The following is a 21,438-nucleotide window of genomic DNA, read 5'->3' on the forward strand; positions in this document are numbered from 1 at the left end:
TCGTGAGTCTGAAGTGCGCAGACAAAACCTCTCGACGCTTGCAAGCTGCTGATGACAGCCGGCTTCGTGCTGATCAGCTTCCAGATGACCAGCTATTTCGTGGCCGCCTGAACCGGGCTATCCCCGTGACACTTCACGACATGAATTCCTTGCCCTCTTCGCACCCACTGTTCAAGGCCACGGGCTTGGCCGTCCTGGTTACGACCGCTCTATTGGTGGTCACGGTCTTGCCGGCCGAATACGGCATTGATCCCACAGGCATCGGCAAGCGCCTGGGCCTGCATGCGTTGGCCCGTACGGCGCAGGCCGCAAAAGCCAGCTCCCTGCCCTCCGCATCCGCAGTTGCAACTCCTGCGGCTGGTTTGGACGCGCTAAGGGCCAACGCTGCGGCGGTCTTCGGGGTTCAGCCGGGCCAAAGCTTCAATGCAAGCGCTGCCGTGTGGCACGCGGCAGCGCCAAAGACAGAATCGATGACCATCACCCTGCCAGCCGGCGAGGGTTCGGAGGTCAAGGCGGTGATGGCTGCCGGCGACAGCCTGGTGTTTCAGTGGTCAGCAACCGGCGATGTCGACGTTGACATGCATGGAGAGCAGCCATCGGCCATAGACGAATACACCAGCTACTGGATCGGAGGGGCTCAGCGCGAGGGCGCCGGAAGCCTGACGGCGCCATTCGCTGGTGTGCACGGCTGGTACTGGGTCAACCGGGGCAGCGCACCGGTCACTTTGAAAGTCAGTGTCACCGGATTTCAGGAAAAGCTCTTTCAGCCGAGCCACTGATCTTGTCCGCCATGAAGGCTCGAGATGATTGGACAGGCGGAGCCGGCACCTGCTCTTACGAGCTACATGACCGGCTCCCTGGCGGTGGGTGGTGAATTGCTTCGGCGTCACTATGACGGTGTACTTCAAGCGCCTGGACGCACGCCGCCGGCCAGCATCTGCAAGATGCGTCTAGTGTCGTAGTCCGAAGCAATGAGAGGAGCCAGATCCGGGCGCTCGACCGCACGCAACCGATCCTGCCATTGGCGCGAGGAATCTCCGAACGGCGCATCTCCTTGCAAGCGTCGAGAGATTTTGTTCTCGTCTGGATACCAGAAGGTCTTGTGGCAGCCCTCGCAGACTCCGTCGAGCGCCTCCCCGGCCTTCGAGAACGCCGCTGCGTCGCGCTTGTCCACCGCGTCAACCAGCTGCAAGGCAACTCCCCGGAATGATTCCGCGAAGGCGGCGAGCACGACTGGATTGGCGGCAAGGCGCTTTTGGATCGCCGCAACATCCAGCGGCTCCATGCTCTTGATCGTCGTACTTCCTGCTGCAACGTGGCGGCCCGGAAGCATGATCAAGTTTGCAGCCTCAGCGAGCCGGATCGACTGGCGGCGAAGTTCCTGCCACTCGGCCGGTGTGGACGGCGCCTTCTGGTGTGTTCCGGTTGCGTCGTTCGTGACACCGACAGCCTTCCAGACCTTCTCGCTCGCGGGATCCATTTCGGCGTCCATGATTTCCTGGAACGTCGCTGTTATGGCGAGCTGCGGTGGGACTGCGATCTTGTGTACATCAGGCTTGGTACCGGAGGCTTTTTCCGGCCCTGCGGCGTCTGCGCTGGCGATGAACAGGAATAGCGATGCCGCCGTGAGCGTCGCGCCAATCAGACCGCCGGCCCGCAATGACCTGATCCGTACAATTGAATTTCGCATGCTATGTCATCCTCCGATTTTTTTGGTGTCTCAATCGATCATCGTTGAGCCACGTTTGATTTTAGCATCACAATCGATTATTCTGCATAGTAACGATTTATAGCCGGTGCACCGCGTGGACGCGGGCACCCCTCTTAGTCCATCTTTTCGTCTTCAGGGGCCAGCTTTTGATATCTCGTCATCCGCCAGCCCGCGTTGCGCCGGCCGATCGTGGCGCCGCGGATAATTCCGGAAGCTACACCCGCACCGCCGTGCTCCTGCACTGGCTGATTGCCGTGCTGATCGCCATCGGTTTCGCAGTCGGTGCGACGATGATCGACCTGCCCCTGAGCCCGCAAAAGGCGAAGGTATTCGCATATCACAAGTGGATCGGCATCACCGTGCTCGCGCTCGCCGGCGTGCGCGTTGCCTGGCGCGCGACGCACGCAGCTCCGCGCGAGCTGCCCATGCCCGGCTGGCAGCAGTTCGCGGCGCGCGTGACGCACGCGCTGCTCTACGTGCTCATCATGGCCATACCTTTGGTCGGCTGGATGTACACATCTGCTGCCGGATTTCCGGTGGTCTATCTGAAACTCTGGCAGTTGCCCGATCTGGTCTCCAAGAACAGGGAACTCGCGGAAACTCTGAAGGCCGCGCACAAGTCGCTGGCCTGGGGTCTGTCTTGCGTCGTGGCACTGCATGTCGTCGCGGCCCTCAAGCACCATTTCATCGATCGCGACGCAACGCTCAAGCGCATGCTGGCGTGGCGGAGCTCCCAAGGAAATCGCAAATGAACTTTCGGTCATCTCGCTTCGGCGCCGCAGCGCTGTGTGTTGCCATGAGCTTTGCCGCGCTCGCGGCGTCCAATCGTGGAATCGATCCGACCAAGAGCACCCTCACCGCGACCTTCGTCCAGGAGAAGGTCCCGGTCGAAGCGCCCTTCCACAGCTTCACCGGTCGGATCGACTACAACGCAGCCAGCCCAACCGCATCGAAGGCTTCTCTCGAGATCCAGACGGCTAGCCTGGACATCGGTTCGAGCGACTACAACACAGAGGTTCAGGGCAAGAAGTGGTTCGATACCGCGCACTTTCCCAAGGCCACATTCGTCTCGACTGCGGTCGTCTCCAAGGGAACCAACAAGATCCAGGCCACGGGCAACCTGACGCTCAAGGGCAAGACGGCACCCGTGACGGTGCTCGTCACGGTGAGCCAGGCCGGGCAACTGACGCAATTCGATGGCGTTTTCGACCTGTCGCGCAAAGCCTTCGCCATCAACGATCCGCAGTGGGACGAAGTCCTCGAGGACAATGTGCGGGTCAAATTTCATCTGGTCCAGTAAGACGCCCCGGGAACCGATCGACAGCCGCCCTGGGCTTACCTGAAGAAGCCTCCGCCGTCGCAGTTGACCACCGTGCCGCTCAAGTAGGACGCTTGGTCGGAGACCAGGAACAACGCCAGGTTGGCGATCTCCTGGGACTCGAGCAGCCGTCCGAAGGGCAGCTCGGTGAGCAGCTCGCGCCGCTCCGAGTCGCCGAGCTTGCGCTCGGCTTCATTGCGCTCGAGGCGCTCGAACCGCTCGGTCTTTGTTCCCCATGGATTGATGCCGACGATCCGGACACCCTTGTCCGTGCTGCGCGCACCCAGTGCGTCGGTGAAGGCGACGAGTGCGGCATTGCCGGGCGAACCGCAGATGTAGTTGTAATCGTGCCCCAGACCCGCCATGCCGATGATGTTCAGGGTCACGCCTGAGCTGCGCGCATACATGCCGGGCAGCAGCGCGCGGGCCAGGCCGTTGGAGCCGAACACCTTGAGATTCCAGGCATTGAACCAGGTCTCATCGTCGATCTTCTCGAGATCCCCGCTCTGAATGGCACCGGTGACCTGCTCCCCGCGTTTAGTACGGTAACGGTGTAGAGTCCGTTCCAGAGAGGAACGGCAATGAAAAAGCGATTCACCGAAGAACAAATCATCGGCATCTTGAAGGAAGCCGAGGCGGGCCTGAAGCCAGCAGAGCTGTGCCGCAAGTACGGCATCTCAGAAGCGACCTACTACAACTGGAAAGCCAAGTTCGGCGGGATGACGGTCTCCGAAGCGCAGCGCCTGAAGAATTTGGAGCAGGAGAACAACAAGCTCAAGCGCCTGCTGGCCGAATCGATGCTCGACAACGCCGCGCTGAAGGACCTGCTGTCTCGAAAGTAGCAAGCCCGCAGGCCAAGCGCGAAGCGGTCCGGATATTGATGACCGAACGCGCCATGGGTGTCACCCGTGCCTGCGGGCTGGTGGGGATTTCGCGCTCGCTGTTCCACTACGAATCACGCCGCCGAGTTGACGACGAAGCGCTCACTGATCGGATGATGGCTATCGCCGCGCAGAAGCGCCGCTACGGCTATCGCCGGATTCATGTGCTGCTGCAACGGGAAGGCTGGCTGGCAAACCACAAGCGCGTCTGGCGGCTGTACAGCAAGGCGGGACTGAGCGTTCGCAAGCGGCGACGCAAGCGTATTGCGGCTGTCGAACGTACGCCACTGCCGTTACCGACGGGCTGGCCTATGGTCGGCGATTTCGATGCCTGAACGTGGTCGACGATTACACGCGCGAGTGCCTGGCCATCGAGGTTGACACCTCGCTGCCGGGCTTGCGAGTGAAGCAAGTACTTGAGCGGCTGAAGGAGATGCGAGGCTTGCCCGGGTCCATCACGGTGGACAACGGGCCGGAGTTCGCTGGTAAGGTGCTGGATGCATGGGCCTACGAAGCCGGTGTCACGCTGTCGTTCATTCGGCCCGGCAAGCCGGTGGAGAATGCCTACGTCGAAAGTTTCAACGGGCGGTTCCGCGATGAATGCCAGAACGAGCACTGGTTCGTCTCAATGCGCCACGCTAAGCAGCTTATTGAGGACTGGCGTATCGAGTACAACACCGAACGGCCTCACAGCTCACTCGGCTACCTCGCACCCGAGCAGTTCGCCCGGGCGCATGAAGTAACGTCGCAGTTTTTAACCTCGGACTCTAGCCACAGTCCGGACTAAAACCGGGGGCAGGTCACCGGCGCTGTTCACCAGGATGTCTGGGATCGCCGAAGCGCTGCACAAGTTGCGCAATGCCGTCGTCAGTCGACAGATCCACCGTGTGAAGGGTGACCCGCGAAGCCGCGGGGCCAAGTGTCCTTACCAAGTCCACCAGTGCGGCACCGTTGCGTGAACGCGATGTGCACATGGGTACGGGTCAGGCTTGTCGTGGGCGTTGACGTTGCCGCATCGCAGCTCTGGACTGGGATGGGGACCCGAGGATCGCCAGCGCGCACACGATCCCGGGCCATCCCTGCTACATCCAGCTAGGATGCCGGCCCCCCGTCACGGGTTCTCCCCGCCGGCGCATTTCTCGTTGCGGATCTGCTCGAAGGTGCGCTTCGCCACCAGCATGGCTTCGCGGGTCAACGGCGCGCCGGCATAGCCCAGGAGGTGCAGGAGCGCCTCGGTGAGCTCCTCCTCGGTCCAGCCCTGCCCCAAGGCGAAACGCAGGTGGATCGCCAGCTCCGCCTCAGCGCCCATGACGGCGTCCGAGATCACGCACACCAGCGAGCGGATTTTGAGGTCCAGGCCGGGCCGGGCCCACAGCCCGCCGAACAAATTCTCGGTGCAAACATCCAGAAACTTCTTCATCACCGGGTCGGTGTAGTTCTGGTTGTTGCGGTGATAGGCCTCCTCACCCAGGAGCTGGCGGCGCAGCGCGTCGCCCTTCTTGTAGAGCTCGTTGTCACTCATGATCTCCCCCTCGCTCGAGTCCGCGCGTGGCTGCAGTGTCGCGATTCATGTTCGATATCCCCTCAAACTTCGTTTCAGCGCGCGGCGGGCGCGCCTGCGGGCTTCAACTCCTCGAGCGGTGCAGCCAGGTAAGGGCGCGGGGGATTGTCGATGCGCATTCCGTCCCAATGCTCGTAGAGCTTGCCGTCCTTGATGCGATACAGGTCGAAGCCGTAGACCGCGTAGAACTGGCCTTGGTGTTGAGGGTCGGGCTCCCAGGTCTGGTGAAGGACCATGACCTGGTCGCACTCTGCAATCACCTGATTGTGCATGTCAGGCTTCGGGGGCATCGCGGCGCCGGGTACGGACTTGGGCGGCCCCGGGCGGTAGCCGACCTTGTTCATGGCTTCGAGCAGCTTTTCCATGGCCTCGCGCCCCTTCAGATGGTTGATCTCGGCAAAGCGCGCGGCATCGGGGTTGTGCTGGATGTAGTCCGGGTGCATCACCCGCAGGTAATCCTGGGGCGTAGGCATGCCCAGGCTTTCGACCAGTTTCTTGTTCGCCAACTCCTGCTCGCGCGAGCAGGTCGAGAGCACCGGTGCCGGAGCCGCGGCGCCCGGCGGGGGCGGTAGCGGGGGCGCGTCAGCCGCCAGGGCCGCCGTGGCGCCGGACAGGGCCAGGGACGACACCAGGGTCGACAACAGGGAACGGGCAAGGCTCGTCATGACGTTGTGCTCCTTCAGGGGTTATTTGGGCAGCGGGGACTGGTGCGCCTGCAGGTGATCCAGGCACACGTCCTCGCGGAACGGCAGCAGGTCTTCCGACTGGCGCTGGTAGGTGACGACGGTGTCCCAGGGGCGCGTGAAGTGCTGCGGATCGTTGATGGTGATCCGGTCCTCCAGCGCGTTCTCGCCGCGCAGACGAAGGTGCTCCGTAAGCGTGAGTTCGTCGCTGGTCGGCAGGCGATTGTCGAGCAAGGTTTCGCCCGAGAGGCCGGTGGTCTTCACCACCAAGGTGTCACCCTCCCAGTGACCTTCGGAGAGGCCCTGTTTGGTGCGAAAGTCCTTCCAGCCGTCTCCCACGATGGGGTTGGTCAGGGGATTGCCGATGTTGATCTGGCGGAACAGACGGTTCCACTGGTAGACGATGGTCACCATGCTGCCGCGCTGGTATACGGCGAAGGGTAACGGCGTGACCATCAGCCGGGGCTGGCCGGGCGAATCGCACTTGCTCATGGTGAGGTCGAATGCGTAGTCGCCCTTCGCTGCAGCCGCCTCGTTCTCGTCAAAGGCCTTGCGTCCTTCGGCATTGAAAGGGATCGGCTTGCCGTCGGCTGGCGCGAGTTGGGTCTGTGGGTGGGCAATGCGCCAGACACCGTCGAGCGTTGTGGCAGCCTGTGCGGCAATGCTGGCCGTCAGGAGCATGGCCGCCAGCGGGGCAGCAAAGCGCGCAACCACCATCGTGTTCTTCGCGTTTGCGTGGTTCATTTGAGATCTGCCTCTTCTTTGCGGTAGCCGTAGAGCGTCATATTGCTATCGCCGCCGGCCTTCTTTTCGCAGTTGTATTCCTGGAACTGGGCGAAGTCCGGGCGCCAGGCATAGGTGCGTGAAATGGTCCACGGGTGCGTGAACATTTCCGGATCAGTGGTGGTCGTAACGACCTCGAGCTTGGGACCGCCGTAGTCGATCCGGCGGATTCGATGGGTCACGTGCACCTTGGTCGACGAGGGCGTGCCATCGGCGTCCAGCCACAGCGGCTGGCGATAGTCATCGGTCTCGACCACCAGGGTGTTGCCGTCCCAGTGGGCGGTTGATGTGCCCATGTAGGCCTTGTCCGCGGTTCCGTTTGCCTCCTTGCGTGGCTTGCCCATCTGGATGCCCCAGACCGTATGCATCTCCGAGAAGATCCACGTCATGGAGTTGCGGGTCTGGAAGATGGTGAAGGGGTAGATCATGCCCAGTTGCCAATGCTGGCCTGCCGGACGGCACGCCGCGGCCGCATTGAGGTACGGTTGGTTCTCGACATAGGTCGCCTTGGCGCGACGCTCGAGGATGCGCTTCGCCTTGTCGGTAAGCGGTACCTTGCTGCCGTACATGTCCTTGGTCACCCGCAGCGGCATCCAGACGTCGGCGAGCCACGTGCCTTCGAAGTTGCGCGGGTCCGCCGGCGGGGGCGGCAGTGCAACAGTGGCAGGCGGGCTCTTTTCGCGCAGGATGTGCTCCATGGCCCCGTCGGGTGGATCGCCCATGGGAGGACCAGAAGCCGCGCCACCCGGTGGCAGTCCGGGCATGCCTCCAGCGCCCAGGGCCCCGGGCAACGCTCCGGAAGGTATTCCGGGGGGAGGCGAAGCGCCCGGCGGCACGCCGGGAGGCATCCCCGCTGGCATTCCTGCAGGAATGCCAGCGGGGGCAGACGCGGGTAGCGCCTGGGCGGGTGCCGGGTTCTGCGTCGGGACCTGCGCGTGGGCAAGCGCGCACGCACCAAGCAGCAGGGCTGCGGTACCGGCACGTCCGGACTTGCCCAAGCGACCGTTGTAAGGGTTCATGATCTTCCTAGTCGAGTTGACGGTTCAGTGGCTACCAGCTTTTGGGGACGGCGGGCCGGATGCGCGCCTGCGCTGCGCGCTCAGCGCGGCAGCGGCAGTTGGCTGGCGTCGCGGCGAACCATGCAAATTTCCTAGGGAAAGGGACTGTTGTCCCTCCGGCGCCGAAAGGCCAGCCCGGCTTCCCACGGACGGGTGAAGTTTTGAGGAGAGCATGGATTCCCGAAGTGAATCGGAGCGGGCTCCGGAAGAAGCCCGCACCTCCAGGGAGCGCTTGAGGCAGCTCACATATGCGCCTGGAAAACGACACCGACCGTGATCGGGTCAGAGAGCGTCACCGCAGGGTATCCATTCGGATAGCCGGCGCCGGTAGTCAGGTAGTTGACCGAAGTTTTGTACCGATTGTTTGTCACGTTATTGACATAGGCGGAAACCGAATAGGCATGCGAGGCTGAAAGCCAGGTGAAGTTCAGATCCATGGTCGCTTGCGGGCCGACGTGGCTGCCCGCGGCTACAGACCCTCCGTTGAAGAAGGGAGCGTTAATGTTCGTGGTGTATCCCCCGAGCGTGTATCCCGACTGAAACCGTCCTTGCACGCGAGCAATGAAGGTCGAGCCTCGCGGCGCGTCGAACTTGTGTTCGAGCGATGCCGTCAGCTGCTGCGGGATGATGCCGGGAACATGATGGGTGTCGGCCAACGTTGAACCCGTGAGCTGTTCCAGCTGCGACAGCCCGTCACCGGCTTCCCGATGGAACGTGGCATGCGAATAGCTGTAAGCCAGCTGGAATCGATCGCGCGGCGTGATGCGCCAGGTCGTCTCGAGTTCGGCTCCCAACACGCGGGCCGGCTCATTGATGATCCTGCTGCCCGGATTCGGGCCGCCGGTGGGGTAATTGACCAGCATTTGGTAGCCGCCGTACTCGTAGTAGAAGGCGTCGGCATTGACCTGCAGGGTGTTGTCCAGGAACCGGTTCTTGGAACCGACTTCAAACGCGGTTAGTTTTTCCTCCGAATACCGAACGGCATGGGGGATCCCCTGGGTGTCATTCACGATCTGGACGTCACCAGGAACGAATCCGGTGGAAACCATCCCGTACAGCATGTTTTCCTTGGTGAGGTCGTACTCGAGGCGCGTCTTGTAAGTCCAGTTTCTGAAAGTACTCTTGCCGTCAGGCGAGACCAGCGAACACTTGACGTAGGGAGCCGCGAAGGCGCAGTTCGAGGGCAAGCTCGATGGCAGCCCGCCCTGCGACAAGTTGGTGAAGGTCTCAGTGGTATCCACGGACGTGACGTCGTAGCGCAGACCACCGGTCAGCCGCAGGCGCTGGTTGAGAGGAATGGTTGCCTCGCCGAAATACCCCTGGTCGCGGGTCGTCCGGCTGGTATCCGACGAATTGAGAGGGTTGACGGGGAAACCCGGGATGGAAAGCGACTCGATCGTGTGCACGTCGTTGCGGTACCAGAAGGTACCCGCCTGCCATTGAATCAAGCTATCCGGTTTGGCGTGCAGCCGAAGTTCGTGCGTGACGGTATTGTTTTCGGGCGTGCTCAGATTGTTGTAGCTGGGCGCGACCGCGCTCTTGCCGGTGTTATCCGGGCCCAAGCCAATCATCGTGCCGTGCTGGGTGAAGTGCCGATACGAGGGAAGGTACGACAGGATGCCGAATCCGAGGTCCCAGTCGACATTCAACCAGGCTTGCGTGGTCTCGTTCCTGACGGTACCAACCGGCAACCCGCTCACCTTCTTGTAGCTGTTCGGAGCCGTGAGGACATACGTATCTCCGCCGGTATTGATGTCACTGTTCTGACCTTCGAATCCGGCAGTGATCTTCAATTTGCTGGTCGGCTCCCACAAGGCCTTGATGCGACCCGCATTGGTAATCTGTTTGCCACCCTGGGTATCGTCGAACCCGTTACGCTGATAGTGATCGGCGGCGACGCGAAAGGCGAACTTCTCCCCGACCGGCACATTCACCGCTGCCGAGTAGTGCTGTAGTCCGTAACTCCCCACCTCGGCCAAGGCGTCGCCGGTAAGCCCGTCCAGTTCCGGGTCCTTGGTGTGGAACGCGACGACGCCGGCGGTGGCGCTACGACCATACAGCGTGCCCTGCGGCCCGCGCAGTACCTCGACCCGATCGACGTCGAAGTTGCTACCCATGCCTTCGTAGACACCATCGACATAGACCGCAGTCGTAGGCGGCGCAGAAATGGCCTGGACGGAGTCGCTGGCCTTGATGCCGCGAATCGCGATGCTGTTGCCAATATTGTCCGCGCCCGCGTTGAATTGCGACGCCGCTTGCACCGCGGGGGTGAGAGTGACGCCCACCACGTCCTGGAGGATCTGCTGAGCGGAAACCTTCCCCTGCTCCCGCAGCGAATCACCATCGCGCACGGTGACCGAACCAGCCGTCTTCTGGGCACTCGTGCTGCGGCGCTCCGCGGTGATGACCACCTCCTCCACGGCGGTGTCGGACGCGGCCGCGGCTGGGGCGGGGTTCGGCGCGCTCTGGGCCTTCGCGGTTTTTGCGGTGCCGGCCGCGGACGCCGCTGCGGCCGGGTTCGGCGCGCTCTTCTTGGCCTTCGCGGTTTGGGCTGTGTCGGCCGCGGACGCCGCTGTGGGCGGGTTCGGCGCGCTCTGCGCCCTCGCGGTTTGGGCGGTCGTGAGTGACGCGCCCAGAAGGGCTGTCCCCATCAGCAGACCGAGCTTGGTGGATTCGCGGTTCCGATTTGACAAGGCTAGTGTCTCCTCAGCGGAGTTCTCGCTAATCGCGGACTCCGCGTGTTGATGGAATGGGCCAACATCAGTGATTTCGACAAACAACAAAAGAATCGATTGTCGTATTCTGAATCGATCATAGAGAGCAAAAATGAACAAGTCAATCACCGGCGCTAGATGCATTGACTGCCGTTGTTCTCACGCATCAACGCTGCGAGCAAGGACGCGTCATTCGAGAGTGCGGCGGTTCGTCGGCATCGACTTCGGCCGCAAACTTGTGCAGAATGTGAGCGACCGAATTGGCGGTCGTCGAGTTCTTCGACGAGTAGCCGGCATTGATCTGATCCACATGGGGATTCACACACTTCGGTTTGCCGCTTAAATTTAGTTATGCAGACCAATAAGGAGCGGGAGATCTGACGGGCGCGACAACGCAGGGCAGCCCCCGCGTTACAGATGAACGAGCAGCGCGCTTCGCGCGAGAGGAACTCCGAAGTATCCCGCCACGTGGAGGAGCACTTCGGCCAGCTCCTCTTCCGTCCAGCCCTGGCGTAGCGCGAAGCGGAGGTGGATCGCCAGTTCGGGTTCACAACCGAAGCAGGTGTCGGAGACGACGCCGATCAGCGGCCTCGTCTTGAAATCGAGCCCCGGACGGGCCCAGAGCCCGCCGAACACGGACTCGGTGAAGACGTCCATGAACTTGCGCACGACCGGATCCCTATCGGTGTTCCGGTTGTTGCGCTGGTAGCGCGTCCTCGCCCAGCAACTCGCGGCACACAGCGTCGCCGCGCTTGGTAGAGATCGCTATCGCTCAGGGCTCCCACGGCATGCGTTCACGTTCGACCGCCCGGCCCGCGAGTCACCTCGGCAGCGGCAGTTCCCCTGAATCCCGGCGTTCGAGGCAGATGTCCTCGCGGAATTGCGATGCCGTCCCGGGCTGGCGCTTGAAGACCAGCACGGTATCCCAGGGTTTCGTGAAGTTCTGCGGATCCTGGATCGTGATCCGGTCTTCCAGCGTGTTCGCGTCGCGCAGGCGGATGTGCTCGGTCAGCTCCAGGTCCTCGCTGTTGGGAAGAAGGGAATCGAGCAGCTTGTGGTCGGACAGCTTCTTGGTGTGGGCCACCAGGACGTTCCCCTCCCAGTGGCCGCTGGTCTCGCCCTTCATCGTGGGAACGTCGGCTCCGCCGGTGAAACCGCCGTCCTTCATCGGATTCGCCAGCTTGTCTGCGCCCTGGCGAAGATCGATCTGCCGCATCAGGCGGTTCCATTCGAATTCCATCGCCACCATCTGCGGCCGATCGTGGATGGCGATCAACTTGGGCGTGAGCATCAGCCGCGGCAGGCCCGGCGACGAGCAACGCGTTTCCGTGCGGTCGAAGGTGAAATCCTTCTTTGCGGCGGATGCCTTGTTGGCCTCGTAAGCCTTTCGGCCATCGTCCGTGAACGGAATCGCACCCTGGACCGGGACGAATTCCGACTGCGGCCGCTCGAGCTTCCATACGCCATCGAGGGCGGTATGCCCGGTGGCGTTAGCGGCACCTGCGGCGATCAGCATCGCCGCAACCAAGGTCCGGCGCATGGGCGCAACGCACCCGAAACGAATGGGTTTTTGCACTTGTGGGTTCCTCACGGGGTTTCTTCCGGGGCTTCCGGCACGAGGCCATAGCGGGATACGCCGCCGGGCGCGCCGACCTGGTATTCGCAGTTGTACTCAGAGAAATTCGCCATGTCCGGCCGCCACGCGAACAGCCGCACGAGCGACCACGGCCGCGAGTAGTAGGTCGGGTCGTCGACGGTCACAACGATCTCGAGCTTGGGGTCGCCGTAGTTGATCTTGCGGATTCGGAACACCAGGTGGGCGTTCACCGAGACGGGCGTGCCATCGACGTCCATCCACAGGGAGCGACGGTAGTTGGTCGTGTCGACGACGAGCGTGTCCCCTTCCCAGTGGGCGACCGAGTCGCCGAAATACTCGCGTGCGCCGTCCTTGCGGTGCTGCCCATTCAGGCGGATGTGCCAGGCGCCGTGGTACTCCTGGAACAGCAGCGACAGGCCATCCTTGTTCTGGTAGACCTGGAACGGAAAATTCAGGTCCATCTGCCAGGGCTGCCCGGGCGGCAGGCACTCGGCCGAAGCATTCGCAACGGGCGACTTGTCGATGTAGGTCGCCTTCACCCGGCGATCCATCAGGCGCTTGCCCCTGTCGTTGAAGGGCAGCGGACTGCCGTACATGTCCACCGTGTTTCGCCACACGAGCATCTGCTCGTGGTACCAGGTGCCTTCGAAATTGCGCGAGTCGGCAGACGCCTTGGGCGCATTCGCGGGCACCGGAGGAATGGCTGGAATTGGCGGCGCTTTGCCATCAGGCCCAGTCGGAGCCCCGGGCGGACCGCCGGGCGCGCCGCCCGCGGGAGCGCCCGAAGGCGCCCCCGCGGGCGGCGTCTGGGCCAGCGCCGAACCCACAAGCACGGTGGCAAGCAGGCAGGCGGCAGCGTTCGTTGCAAGGCAACGCATAGTCTTCATACTTTCTTCTCCTCGGTCCATGGAATGCCGTGACGACCTCGGCGATCACTTCACCGCGGGGGCTGCACCCGGCACCGGAGGCGCACCGGCGGAGGCGCCGCCGGCGCCCGGAGGCGCGCCGAAGCCACCGTGGAGGACCCGTCCGTCCGCGAGCGTGAAATCGGTCATCTCGCCGCCGGGCAGGCCGTTGCGGTTCGGGTGCCAGTTCAAGGTGACCTTCTGCCCCACCTTGAAGTCATTGGGCTTGAACCCCTGGCTGGAGATCGTTGCCGGCGCGCCGGTCGTGACCGACACTTCGTCCGCCTTTCCGGTCGAATCGACATAGGCGACGGTCATCGACGAATGCGGCGCATTCCAGTCGAATTCCTTGAGCGTTCCGGTCACGGACTTGGTGACAGTCTGGTCGTAAGCCGCGAACGAATGGTGCGCGTGTGCCGGCGACGTGGCGATGCCCGACAGGGCAAAGAAAAATGCGAGCGCCACGGGTTGGAGGCGTTTCATGATGTTCCTCGTTTGCTATGTACTGGGAATGGACTGATTTCGGCTCAGCGGCCTGGAGTCGGGGTAGACGGCGGCGGTCCCATGCCGGCGTTCGAAGACCCGTCCCAGTGCTCGGCAAGCTGACCGTCCTTGATGCGGAACATGTCGAACATGAAGCTGGGGCTGGATTCCGCCCCCGGACGGGCTGGCATGGTCCTGGACGACACCCGGATCACGATATCCCCATTGGCGACCAACGCGAGAACCTGCGGCGCAGGCGGTGCAGGCATCGCCCCCTTCCCAGGGGGCGGAGCCATACCAGCCTGGGGCGGTGCGCCGGCAGGCGGTGTCATTCCCGGGCCAGACGCCATGCCGGCAGGAGGAGCGCCCGCGCCAGGCGCCGACATGGGAGGCGACTGCTCGAACAGGCGAATCAAACCCTCTCGTCCCTGCCCGAATTTCTTCCCGATTTCCATATGCTGGATGTAATCGACTCGTACGTACTTCTCTGCAACGGAGCGGATCCGCTGCTTCATGTCGCCGTGGGCGTCTGCGCCATCGAGTGCCGCGAAGAAATCCGCGACCAGCTTAACGTTGGCCTCCTCCTGCGGCGTATACGTCGCGGCCTGTGCCGACATGGCGAAGCCGGCGCTCAATGCGCCCGCGAGGAGGACGTTCTTCCAGTTCTTCTGGGTGTTCATGTTGTCTCCATAAACTTGGGTGTCTTTACTTCTTCGGGGCGGCGTCAGCCGACGGCGGCAGTGCGCCGCCCGGAGGGGGAGCCTTGTCGCCCATCCCCGGCGGGGGCGCGGACCCTGGCGGAGGCATCGCCGGAAGCGCGCCGTTCAGTGCCTCGACCTGGATCGCGAGCCGCACATTGGGGTCCGTCGGGACGATGTCGTTCGTCAATCCGAACTCGCGCCGGTCGAACTCCGCACGCGCATCCGCGCCGCAGATCTCCCGCTTGAACATCGGATGCATCATGCACTTGAAGTAGACGATCTTCAGCGGAACGGGCTTCGTGACCCCATGCAGCGTAAGCTGGCCGTTCACGGCGACGGGAACATCGCCCTCGAACGTGATGGAGTCGCTTTGATAGGTGGCGGTCGGATATTTCGCCGTGTCGAAAAAGTGCTCGCCCTTGGCCCTCGTGTCCATCATCGGGAGTCCGAAGTTCACGGAGTTGACGTCGATGACGATGTCGACCTTGCCCGTCTTCGCGGGGCGATCGAGCCAGATCTTTCCGCTCGAGTGATCAAACTTGCCGCGCCAGAACGAAACTCCCATGTGCGAGGTCTCGAAACTCGGGTACGTGTGGCCGGGCTCGACCGTATACTCCTGCGGGGCGGCCCAGGCCAATGCCGGCAGCACGGCGCATGTCGCGAGTGCCAGCCGCTTGCTTATCGATTGCATTTCCATCCTTTCGTGTCGATCGCCGTCGGAAGTCTGCATCCAGGGCAGGATCGCCCCGACGACGGTTGATACAAAAAATACTGCTTCGGCCCATTCACGTCGCATCGATCGGCGGTCGTCGCCGATCATGCTCGGCGCGCCTACGCTTCGCCCGCCGCGGACGGCCCTCCACGCGTTCGCCGTCGACTCGCCGTGATGACTGCCGCAACGATGCAGATCACGCCGAACACCTGGAGCGCAGCCGGCAGGCTGCCTCCCTGCAGGTTGCGCACCCAGGGTGCGAGCTGTGCGCTCAGGGGCTGGCCCAGCCACCAGGCGGTCATGAAGACCCCCGTGCCGCGCCCGCGCACCTCGAACGGCAGGGACGCCATGGTGGCCACGACCAGCGAGGGCAGCAGGATGCCGCAACCGAGCTGGTTGACCACGAGCCAACCCGTGAACATCGACACGGCGGGAGAATGGTTCATCATCACGTAGCTGATGCCGATCAGCCCGAAGGCGACCATCAGCTGAGTTGCCGCCCCTGCGCGGGCGAGGCGACGGAACAGCACGGTGCCGACGGCCACCGAGAGCCCCGCGGTGCCGGTGAACATGCCGAGCTGGCCGGGCGAGCGGATGTCGTAGACCTCGGCGAGCACGTTCGTCACCTGGATCTGCATCAGGAAGAACATGATGCCGCCGAAGACCGCAACGCCCGCGAGCGGCATCAGCGCGCTCCAGGGGAAGCCGGCGCCCTCGCCCGCGATCTCGTCCTTGGGCTGTTCGGCCTTCACCGGCTCCCAGGTCCACAGCAGCAGCCCGACGGCGTACAGGACGCTGATGCCGTAGGCGGCGAACGGGGCGCGCCAGCTGACGTTGCCGAGCACGCCGCCCAGCAGCGCGAGGAAGATCGATGAGATCGACGCCAGCGCCGTCTGGTTGGCGAGCCACTTCTCACGCGCTTCGCCGTGGAAATAGTCGCTGATGAGTGTCGTGCTTGCCGTGACCACGGCCGACTCCATCGCCCCGACAAAGACGCGGCTCACGATGATCGCGCCGAGGTTGTCGAGGAACAGCGGCATGATGCCGGCGATGGCGTAGAGCACGAGCGCGCCGATCAGCGTGCGGCGACGCCCGATCCGGTCGACCACCACGCCCGCCACCGGTGCGAGCAGCGCGACGCACAACGCGGGCAGCGTCAGCACGAGCGGGATCAGGAACTGCACGCCCGGGACTGCCCCGAAGTGCTGCATCATCTGGGGCACGACGGGTACCAGGACGATCAGCCCCATCACCGCCATCGTTATCGGCAGCAACAGCAGCACCGCCTGCAGGGTGCCTGCCTTCTTCGCGCCCATCGACGCGGTCATCGCAGTCGTGTCGTTCATTTTGTCTCCTGTTGTTCTCGAGTCCGGCTCGGCATGTCCTGGCAGCAGCGTGATCACAACGTGAAGCCGATCCAGCGACCGAAGAAGATGACGGTGATCCAGAGCGCGATCGACAGCCCGCCGGCGCGCCGCGCCGCCGGCGGAGGCGGCACGGTCTCGTCCCAGTCCGCGACGCGGCGGAACGCACCGAAATGGAAGGCCAGCATGTTCACCCCGGCGAGGAACATGAACAGAAACTTGTAGTCGAACTGCGTGTTGTGCCAGTACACATGCGCCCTCGAGATGAACATGATGGTTCCGGTGATCACCGCGCAGACGAACGCGACCCACGTGTAGGGCAGCACTTCCTTGGAAAGCTTCGTGACGGCGCTGTCGCGCGAGGCGAGGCCCAGCAGGCGCAAATCCATCATGATGATGGAGCCGAACACCGTCACGATCGACAGCACGTGCAGGCATTCATCGAGCGGGAACCACCAGTCGCCCTGGCGGACAATCGTCGCGAGGTTGGTGTGTTCGATCAGCTTGAGCAATGGATCGATGGTCATGATGGTCATGTCAAAGAGTTCGTGGGCGTCGTAGTTGGGTTCGGGGCGGCGATCACGAAGACTGCAACTGCCAGGTGTAGGCAATGAGCCGGCCACAGACGACGATCGCCACCCAAAGGACCAGTGAAGCGACCGCGAACACGCGTGCGCTCGCAGGCCGGCTGGCCGGGTCGTCCCAAACCTCAGCCCTGTCACGCACGGTCTTCCCGAACCATACGGTGAGCGCGATCACGCAGATGAGCATGCCCATCTTCCACCAGAAGGCCGGAGTAAGGAGCTGGCGAATGGGTTCCGCAATGGTCTGCACCAGGCCCGTTAGCAGCAACACCCCGAGGGCCGAATACATCCAGGGCAACAAGGACGAGGCGAGGCACGAAACGGTCCGCCCAGTGGCACCGACCCCCAGCAGCCGCAGGCTGATCATCAAGGCACTGCCGAAGACCACCGAAATGGCCAGGATGTGCGTCGACTGCGACGCCGCAATGAGACCATCCGTGGTCTGAAACAGCAGGCTAAGCCGGCTCGAAGCGATCCAGTTTCCCAGTTCCGTCAGCAAGTCGTGCATTGCGGTCTCTCTCCTTTTGTCTCGCCTTGCGAAGCTCAACTAAATATTCCCTGCCCATTCCGAGCGGGTGGTGTTCTTGATGCGCCCCAAACCGTCGATTTCGCAGCGCACCACTTCGCCCGCGCCCTCAGGAACCGCGATGGCGACATGAGGATGCCGACTGCCCCGGTCGCAATCCGGTGCGATGAACAACTCTAACAGATCTTTTGCGTAAGAATCTATTGTTTTTAATTTAATCGTTTTTGGCAGGTACCTCAACATGATTTGCACGACCGCAGCGGTAGAGCTGTAGAATGGAAAGGAGCGGAAAGAAACGGTAAGAAACGGAAAGGAACCCGGGATTTACCCCGGAGACACTCGGAAGAACGGACATGAAAGTACCCAGCAACGGTAAGGTGATTACCAAGACGAGCGAGACCTACCAGGCCCTGCGCAATGCGATCCTGTGGGGCGACTTGCCTGCAGGGTCTCGCCTTCGCACAAACGTGCTGACGAAGGAATACGACACCAGTCTCAGTTCGTTGCGCGAGGCGCTGTCCCAGCTAACTGCGGAGGGCCTGACCCAGGCGGAAGCGCACCGCGGCTACGTCGTGTCGCCGATTTCGGTCGAGGACGTCACCGACCTCTCGCGGGTGCGTATCGTCGTCGAGACGCAATGCCTCGTCTGGGCTATCGAGAACGGCAACCTCGAGTGGGAATCCAACATCGTCGCGGCGACGCACCGTCTCATCAATTCCGCGCGCGAGCTCGATCGCCAGCAGCGCATCGACGCGCATTCCGCCTTTCACGACGCGCTCGTAAGTACCTGCGGCAGCCCACGGCTATTGCAGATCCGCGCCATCCTCAATGAGCAGGCCGAGCGCTACCGTCGCCTCGAACTCAGCGTTCCGCACAGAAACCGCGACACCCACAACGAACATCGCCAGCTCGCCGAGGCCGCGATCGCCCGGGACGTCACCGTCGCCGCACGCCTGATGCACGATCACATCAACCGCACGACCGAAGGCATCATCCGCGCGTTGTCGGACAGTGCGTTGCTCACGGCCCCCACCGTCGCCTCGCCCAAGCGTGCTGCAACGGGATCGCACACCAGCCGGGGCAAGGCGCCCCTCGCCGCCAAGGCACCGGCAACGCGCCGTACGGCCACGCCATCGAAAAAGAAATCTCCGTAGGCGTCGCTCATTGCACGCCGGGCGGCCGGCTGGCGCGCCGAGCCGCGCCCTGAGATGCGAGACACCTGAGAGTGCCGCGTTCGCCGTGCGACGACGATCCGGCCCCTCTTGGGCTAGCTACGCCGCCGCCAGCCCCGTCGCCTGGAACTGCAGCAACCGCCACTCGTCGCCCGACCGGCGCCCGTGCGCACCGGCAAAAGCGCTCGCCATCAGGAGCCGCGATGGTGACATGTGGATGCCGACTGCCCCGGGGCCCTGGTCGCAATCCAGAGCGATGCACAACTCGGACAGACCTTTCGCCTAAAAATCTATTGTTTTTGAATTAATCGTTTATCTTGCAGACTTAGCGGTAGTAGAATGTAAGGCAACCTAGGACTTACCCCGATAACACTCAGAAGAACGGACATGAAAGTACCCAGCAACGGTAAGGTGATTACCAAGACGAGCGAGACCTACCAGGCCCTGCGCAATGCGATCCTGTGGGGCGACTTGCCTGCAGGGTCTCGCCTTCGCACAAACGTGCTGACGAAGGAATACGACACCAGTCTCAGTTCGTTGCGCGAGGCGCTGTCCCAGCTAACTGCGGAGGGCCTGACCCAGGCGGAAGCGCACCGCGGCTACGTCGTGTCGCCGATTTCGGTCGAGGACGTCACCGACCTCTCGCGGGTGCGTATCGTCGTCGAGACGCAATGCCTCGTCTGGGCTATCGAGAACGGCAACCTCGAGTGGGAATCCAACATCGTCGCGGCGACGCACCGTCTCATCAATTCCGCGCGCGAGCTCGATCGCCAGCAGCGCATCGACGCGCATTCCGCCTTTCACGCCGCGCTCGTAAGTACCTGTGGCAGCCCGAGGCTATTGCAGATCCGCACCATCCTCCATGAGCAGACCGAGCGCTACCGTCGCCTCGAACTCAGCGTTCCGCACAGAGACCGCGACACCGACGACGAACATCGCCAGCTCGCCGAGGCCGCGATCGCCCGGGACGTCACCGCCGCCGCACGCCTGATGCACGATCACATCAACCGCACGACCGAAGGCATCATCCGCGCGTTGTCGGACAGTACGTTGCCCACGGCCCCCACCGTCGCCTCGCCCAAGCGTGCTGCAACGGGGTCGCGCGCCAGCCGGGGCAAGGCGCCCCTGGCCGCCAAGGCGCCGGCAACGCGCCGTACGGCCACGCCATCGAAAAGGAAATCTTCGTAGGCGTCGCTCATTGCACGCCGGGCGGCCCGCCCCGGCCGAACACGAGGGCGGCCGGCTGGCGTTGAGGGAGGCCGTCAAAAGACCCGGGATGTGCTTTGCTAGCGCCACGAGACGCGTCGCTGTCCAATCCGTGGAAACTGCCGCCGAGCGAGTTCGTTAAATTCCTGGTTCAAGAGGGCAACGCGAAGTTGAACGACACCGCGTGCCCCCGCGACTCCAGCGCAAATGTTGGCTTTTGCCCATTCGACGGCCAATTATCCGATTGATCGACGACTCGACAAGTCCGGTGGAGATTCGCCGCCCAACGCTCTGCCATACGCGATAGTCGAACAGCGACTCAAGATTGCACCAAGGTACGTGATCACGCCCGTGGGCCTGTAGCGCGCTTGACTGGCTCGGTGACTCGAAATTGGGCCGAGCTTCTCGCGCAGCTCAAGGAGCCGAAATAGCTGTTCTCCGAGTCGTTGCCAATCCACCGTTTGTCCGGTCCAGACGAGACTACAGAAGCAAACAAAAAGGTCCCGCAGTTCGAATACCGATCCAGTGCTCGTGAGCCGCCCATATGCCAAAGGCGCGAGAGTTTGGTCGGCGGATCGCAACATTCGTCCGATATGTGCCCAGTCGAGCACCCATTCGGTATCGAACGGAAGGTCGTTTGCAACACCGGCCAGATCCAATGCCCCATCGGTCAGAACGCAGACGTCGTTAGAATCGCTGTAGCCGACGCCCTCCAAGAACCTCGCAATTTAATGTGCCTCTCGTGGTCGCCAGCCAATGCCTTCGCCAGCGTGGGCAGCTGTGCCTGCGCTCCGACCTCGTCCCTGTCGACGAACACCGGCATCTTCGCGTCGATGTACATCGCGACCGGAGATTTATCGTCATCGAGCAGTCTCGCGCGCCCCCTATCGGTGGGTCGATCATGACGCCCAACGCCATCAACGGCGCCGTGATCGTGGACACGATCCGCATGGGGGCCACGCCAACAGGGTGGGCGGGAGATGCCTGCACTCGTTCGTCGAACTCGCCACAGTCGAATCACCATGCAGATCTACGATGCACGTTCGCAATCTGTCCAATAAGGAAACGGATCGCGATGATGCAGGTAGTTCTCGTCCAGCCATTTCAGCAATGTCGCTCGCGTATTGTCCAGATCGGCTTTCGACGACGAACTGGACATTTCGTGCACCTCATTGGACTTTTCTCGATCGACCACGAAGCAGTGCCAGTCGGGGCCGTCCAGATCCGGATCATCAGCCGCCCTCGACTATTCATCGCTCACCTCATCGGCGAATTGATCAAAACAGCGAAGCCTGACGCGGATCCCGTGCAGGTGCGCGAGCATTTCTCACTGCTTTCCCGGACCGCGCCGCCCCGCGGCGCCGCGAAATGCGTCGCAGGTGCGCGACGAGCCGCACGGATTCACCGTCTGCTGTCAGTAGCAAACAAAACTGTCCAATCTCACCCGGGGCGCACGCCCCGCGCGCACGCAACGAGAGT

General features: G+C 62.8%; 21 protein-coding genes and 4 pseudogenes. 6 read left to right on the forward strand and 19 right to left on the reverse strand.

Going from position 1 to position 21,438, the window contains the following annotated elements; translation table 11 throughout:
* Positions 1-779: hypothetical protein (locus tag ACV229_RS15440; protein ID WP_448083982.1), on the forward strand; the 779-nt coding region annotated here is incomplete at its 5' end.
* Positions 780-904: 125 nt separating this feature from the next.
* Here the strand turns inward: ACV229_RS15440 and ACV229_RS15445 are convergent.
* On the reverse strand, positions 905-1,690 hold the full coding sequence (locus ACV229_RS15445; RefSeq protein WP_448083983.1) for a hypothetical protein: 786 nt from the start codon (positions 1,688-1,690) through the stop codon (positions 905-907).
* Positions 1,691-1,860: 170 nt separating this feature from the next.
* Here ACV229_RS15445 and ACV229_RS15450 point away from each other — a divergent pair, with 170 nt between their 5' ends.
* Positions 1,861-2,463 (forward strand): cytochrome b, encoded by a 603-nt coding sequence (locus tag ACV229_RS15450; protein WP_448084178.1) that lies wholly within the window; start codon positions 1,861-1,863, stop codon positions 2,461-2,463.
* Positions 2,460-3,011 carry a YceI family protein gene (locus ACV229_RS15455; protein WP_448083984.1) on the forward strand — a complete coding sequence of 184 codons (552 nt, stop codon included), beginning with the start codon at positions 2,460-2,462 and terminating at the stop codon, positions 3,009-3,011. The genes ACV229_RS15450 and ACV229_RS15455 overlap by 4 nt, the downstream gene beginning before the upstream one ends.
* A 35-nt stretch (positions 3,012-3,046) precedes the next feature.
* Here ACV229_RS15455 and ACV229_RS15460 read toward each other — a convergent pair whose 3' ends face one another.
* Positions 3,047-3,637, reverse strand: a complete 591-nt coding sequence (locus tag ACV229_RS15460) for an SDR family oxidoreductase (RefSeq protein ID WP_448083985.1) — start codon at positions 3,635-3,637, stop codon at positions 3,047-3,049.
* Between ACV229_RS15460 and ACV229_RS15465 the strand changes: the two are divergent.
* A pseudogene (locus ACV229_RS15465) lies at positions 3,611-4,697 on the forward strand (IS3 family transposase). The gene ACV229_RS15460 and the pseudogene ACV229_RS15465 sit on opposite strands and share 27 nt — an antisense overlap.
* A 324-nt stretch (positions 4,698-5,021) precedes the next feature.
* On the opposite strand, the gene ACV229_RS15470 reads toward ACV229_RS15465, so the two are convergent.
* From ACV229_RS15470 to ACV229_RS15540, 15 genes and pseudogenes are all read right to left on the reverse strand, one after another.
* Positions 5,022-5,432, reverse strand: a complete 411-nt coding sequence (locus ACV229_RS15470; RefSeq protein WP_448083986.1) for a carboxymuconolactone decarboxylase family protein — start codon at positions 5,430-5,432, stop codon at positions 5,022-5,024.
* A 74-nt stretch (positions 5,433-5,506) separates the two neighbouring features.
* A complete protein-coding gene (locus tag ACV229_RS15475) occupies positions 5,507-6,136 on the reverse strand; it encodes a nuclear transport factor 2 family protein (protein WP_448083987.1) in 630 nt (209 codons plus the stop codon).
* A gap of 21 nt (positions 6,137-6,157) precedes the next feature.
* Positions 6,158-6,898, reverse strand: a complete 741-nt coding sequence (locus ACV229_RS15480) for a hypothetical protein (protein ID WP_448083988.1) — start codon at positions 6,896-6,898, stop codon at positions 6,158-6,160.
* The gene (locus ACV229_RS15485) at positions 6,895-7,635 is read right to left on the reverse strand and encodes a hypothetical protein (RefSeq protein ID WP_448083989.1); all 741 of its coding nucleotides are present in this window, start codon (positions 7,633-7,635) and stop codon (positions 6,895-6,897) included. The genes ACV229_RS15480 and ACV229_RS15485 overlap by 4 nt, the downstream gene beginning before the upstream one ends.
* A gap of 602 nt (positions 7,636-8,237) precedes the next feature.
* Positions 8,238-10,829: a TonB-dependent receptor gene (locus tag ACV229_RS15490; RefSeq protein ID WP_448083990.1), complete on the reverse strand. Its 2,592-nt coding sequence runs from the start codon at positions 10,827-10,829 to the stop codon at positions 8,238-8,240.
* A gap of 291 nt (positions 10,830-11,120) precedes the next feature.
* The gene (locus tag ACV229_RS15495; RefSeq protein ID WP_448083991.1) at positions 11,121-11,378 is read right to left on the reverse strand and encodes a carboxymuconolactone decarboxylase family protein; all 258 of its coding nucleotides are present in this window, start codon (positions 11,376-11,378) and stop codon (positions 11,121-11,123) included.
* Positions 11,379-11,529: 151 nt separating this feature from the next.
* Entirely contained in the window at positions 11,530-12,285 is a 756-nt protein-coding gene (locus ACV229_RS15500; protein WP_448083992.1) for a hypothetical protein, read from the reverse strand.
* An 11-nt stretch (positions 12,286-12,296) separates the two neighbouring features.
* Positions 12,297-13,193, reverse strand: coding sequence for a hypothetical protein (locus ACV229_RS15505; protein WP_448083993.1), 897 nt, complete (start codon positions 13,191-13,193; stop codon positions 12,297-12,299).
* A gap of 45 nt (positions 13,194-13,238) precedes the next feature.
* Positions 13,239-13,694 carry a DUF6152 family protein gene (locus ACV229_RS15510; protein ID WP_448083994.1) on the reverse strand — a complete coding sequence of 152 codons (456 nt, stop codon included), beginning with the start codon at positions 13,692-13,694 and terminating at the stop codon, positions 13,239-13,241.
* Positions 13,695-13,738: 44 nt separating this feature from the next.
* Entirely contained in the window at positions 13,739-14,374 is a 636-nt protein-coding gene (locus ACV229_RS15515) for a hypothetical protein (RefSeq protein ID WP_448083995.1), read from the reverse strand.
* A 145-nt stretch (positions 14,375-14,519) separates the two neighbouring features.
* Positions 14,520-15,086, reverse strand: a pseudogene (locus ACV229_RS15520) (YceI family protein); the annotation flags it as partial.
* A 140-nt stretch (positions 15,087-15,226) separates the two neighbouring features.
* Positions 15,227-16,453: an MFS transporter gene (locus ACV229_RS15525; protein WP_448083996.1), complete on the reverse strand. Its 1,227-nt coding sequence runs from the start codon at positions 16,451-16,453 to the stop codon at positions 15,227-15,229.
* A gap of 53 nt (positions 16,454-16,506) precedes the next feature.
* Positions 16,507-17,094 carry a DUF6644 family protein gene (locus tag ACV229_RS15530; RefSeq protein ID WP_448083997.1) on the reverse strand — a complete coding sequence of 196 codons (588 nt, stop codon included), beginning with the start codon at positions 17,092-17,094 and terminating at the stop codon, positions 16,507-16,509.
* Positions 17,051-17,563, reverse strand: coding sequence for a DUF6644 family protein (locus ACV229_RS15535; RefSeq protein ID WP_448083998.1), 513 nt, complete (start codon positions 17,561-17,563; stop codon positions 17,051-17,053). The genes ACV229_RS15530 and ACV229_RS15535 overlap by 44 nt, the downstream gene beginning before the upstream one ends.
* A gap of 39 nt (positions 17,564-17,602) precedes the next feature.
* Positions 17,603-17,824, reverse strand: a complete 222-nt coding sequence (locus tag ACV229_RS15540; protein WP_448083999.1) for a hypothetical protein — start codon at positions 17,822-17,824, stop codon at positions 17,603-17,605.
* A 110-nt stretch (positions 17,825-17,934) separates the two neighbouring features.
* Between ACV229_RS15540 and ACV229_RS15545 the strand changes: the two genes are divergently transcribed.
* Entirely contained in the window at positions 17,935-18,735 is an 801-nt protein-coding gene (locus ACV229_RS15545; protein WP_448084000.1) for a GntR family transcriptional regulator, read from the forward strand.
* A gap of 405 nt (positions 18,736-19,140) precedes the next feature.
* The gene (locus ACV229_RS15550; RefSeq protein WP_448084001.1) at positions 19,141-19,941 is read left to right on the forward strand and encodes a GntR family transcriptional regulator; all 801 of its coding nucleotides are present in this window, start codon (positions 19,141-19,143) and stop codon (positions 19,939-19,941) included.
* A 98-nt stretch (positions 19,942-20,039) separates the two neighbouring features.
* Here ACV229_RS15550 and ACV229_RS15555 read toward each other — a convergent pair.
* Positions 20,040-20,687: pseudogene (locus ACV229_RS15555) on the reverse strand (ISKra4-like element ISBusp5 family transposase); the annotation flags it as partial.
* Positions 20,688-20,989: 302 nt separating this feature from the next.
* Positions 20,990-21,205: pseudogene (locus tag ACV229_RS15560) on the reverse strand (nitroreductase); the annotation flags it as partial.
* Positions 21,206-21,438 lie beyond the last annotated feature (233 nt).

The sequence above is a fragment of the Burkholderia sp. MR1-5-21 genome (genome assembly GCF_053427715.1).

What these genes read in the sequence shown, in the direction of transcription:
- ACV229_RS15445 (WP_448083983.1), bottom strand. Translation starts at nt 1,690, where the DNA reads ATGCGAAATTCAATTGTACGGATCAGGTCATTGCGGGCCGGCGGTCTG.
- ACV229_RS15455 (WP_448083984.1), top strand. Translation starts at nt 2,460, where the DNA reads ATGAACTTTCGGTCATCTCGCTTCGGCGCCGCAGCGCTGTGTGTTGCC.
- ACV229_RS15470 (WP_448083986.1), bottom strand. Translation starts at nt 5,432, where the DNA reads ATGAGTGACAACGAGCTCTACAAGAAGGGCGACGCGCTGCGCCGCCAG.
- ACV229_RS15475 (WP_448083987.1), bottom strand. Translation starts at nt 6,136, where the DNA reads ATGACGAGCCTTGCCCGTTCCCTGTTGTCGACCCTGGTGTCGTCCCTG.
- ACV229_RS15480 (WP_448083988.1), bottom strand. Translation starts at nt 6,898, where the DNA reads ATGAACCACGCAAACGCGAAGAACACGATGGTGGTTGCGCGCTTTGCT.
- ACV229_RS15485 (WP_448083989.1), bottom strand. Translation starts at nt 7,635, where the DNA reads ATGGAGCACATCCTGCGCGAAAAGAGCCCGCCTGCCACTGTTGCACTG.
- ACV229_RS15505 (WP_448083993.1), bottom strand. Translation starts at nt 13,193, where the DNA reads ATGAAGACTATGCGTTGCCTTGCAACGAACGCTGCCGCCTGCCTGCTT.
- ACV229_RS15510 (WP_448083994.1), bottom strand. Translation starts at nt 13,694, where the DNA reads ATGAAACGCCTCCAACCCGTGGCGCTCGCATTTTTCTTTGCCCTGTCG.
- ACV229_RS15515 (WP_448083995.1), bottom strand. Translation starts at nt 14,374, where the DNA reads ATGAACACCCAGAAGAACTGGAAGAACGTCCTCCTCGCGGGCGCATTG.
- ACV229_RS15525 (WP_448083996.1), bottom strand. Translation starts at nt 16,453, where the DNA reads ATGAACGACACGACTGCGATGACCGCGTCGATGGGCGCGAAGAAGGCA.
- ACV229_RS15535 (WP_448083998.1), bottom strand. Translation starts at nt 17,563, where the DNA reads ATGCACGACTTGCTGACGGAACTGGGAAACTGGATCGCTTCGAGCCGG.
- ACV229_RS15540 (WP_448083999.1), bottom strand. Translation starts at nt 17,824, where the DNA reads ATGTTGAGGTACCTGCCAAAAACGATTAAATTAAAAACAATAGATTCT.
- ACV229_RS15545 (WP_448084000.1), top strand. Translation starts at nt 17,935, where the DNA reads ATGAAAGTACCCAGCAACGGTAAGGTGATTACCAAGACGAGCGAGACC.
- ACV229_RS15550 (WP_448084001.1), top strand. Translation starts at nt 19,141, where the DNA reads ATGAAAGTACCCAGCAACGGTAAGGTGATTACCAAGACGAGCGAGACC.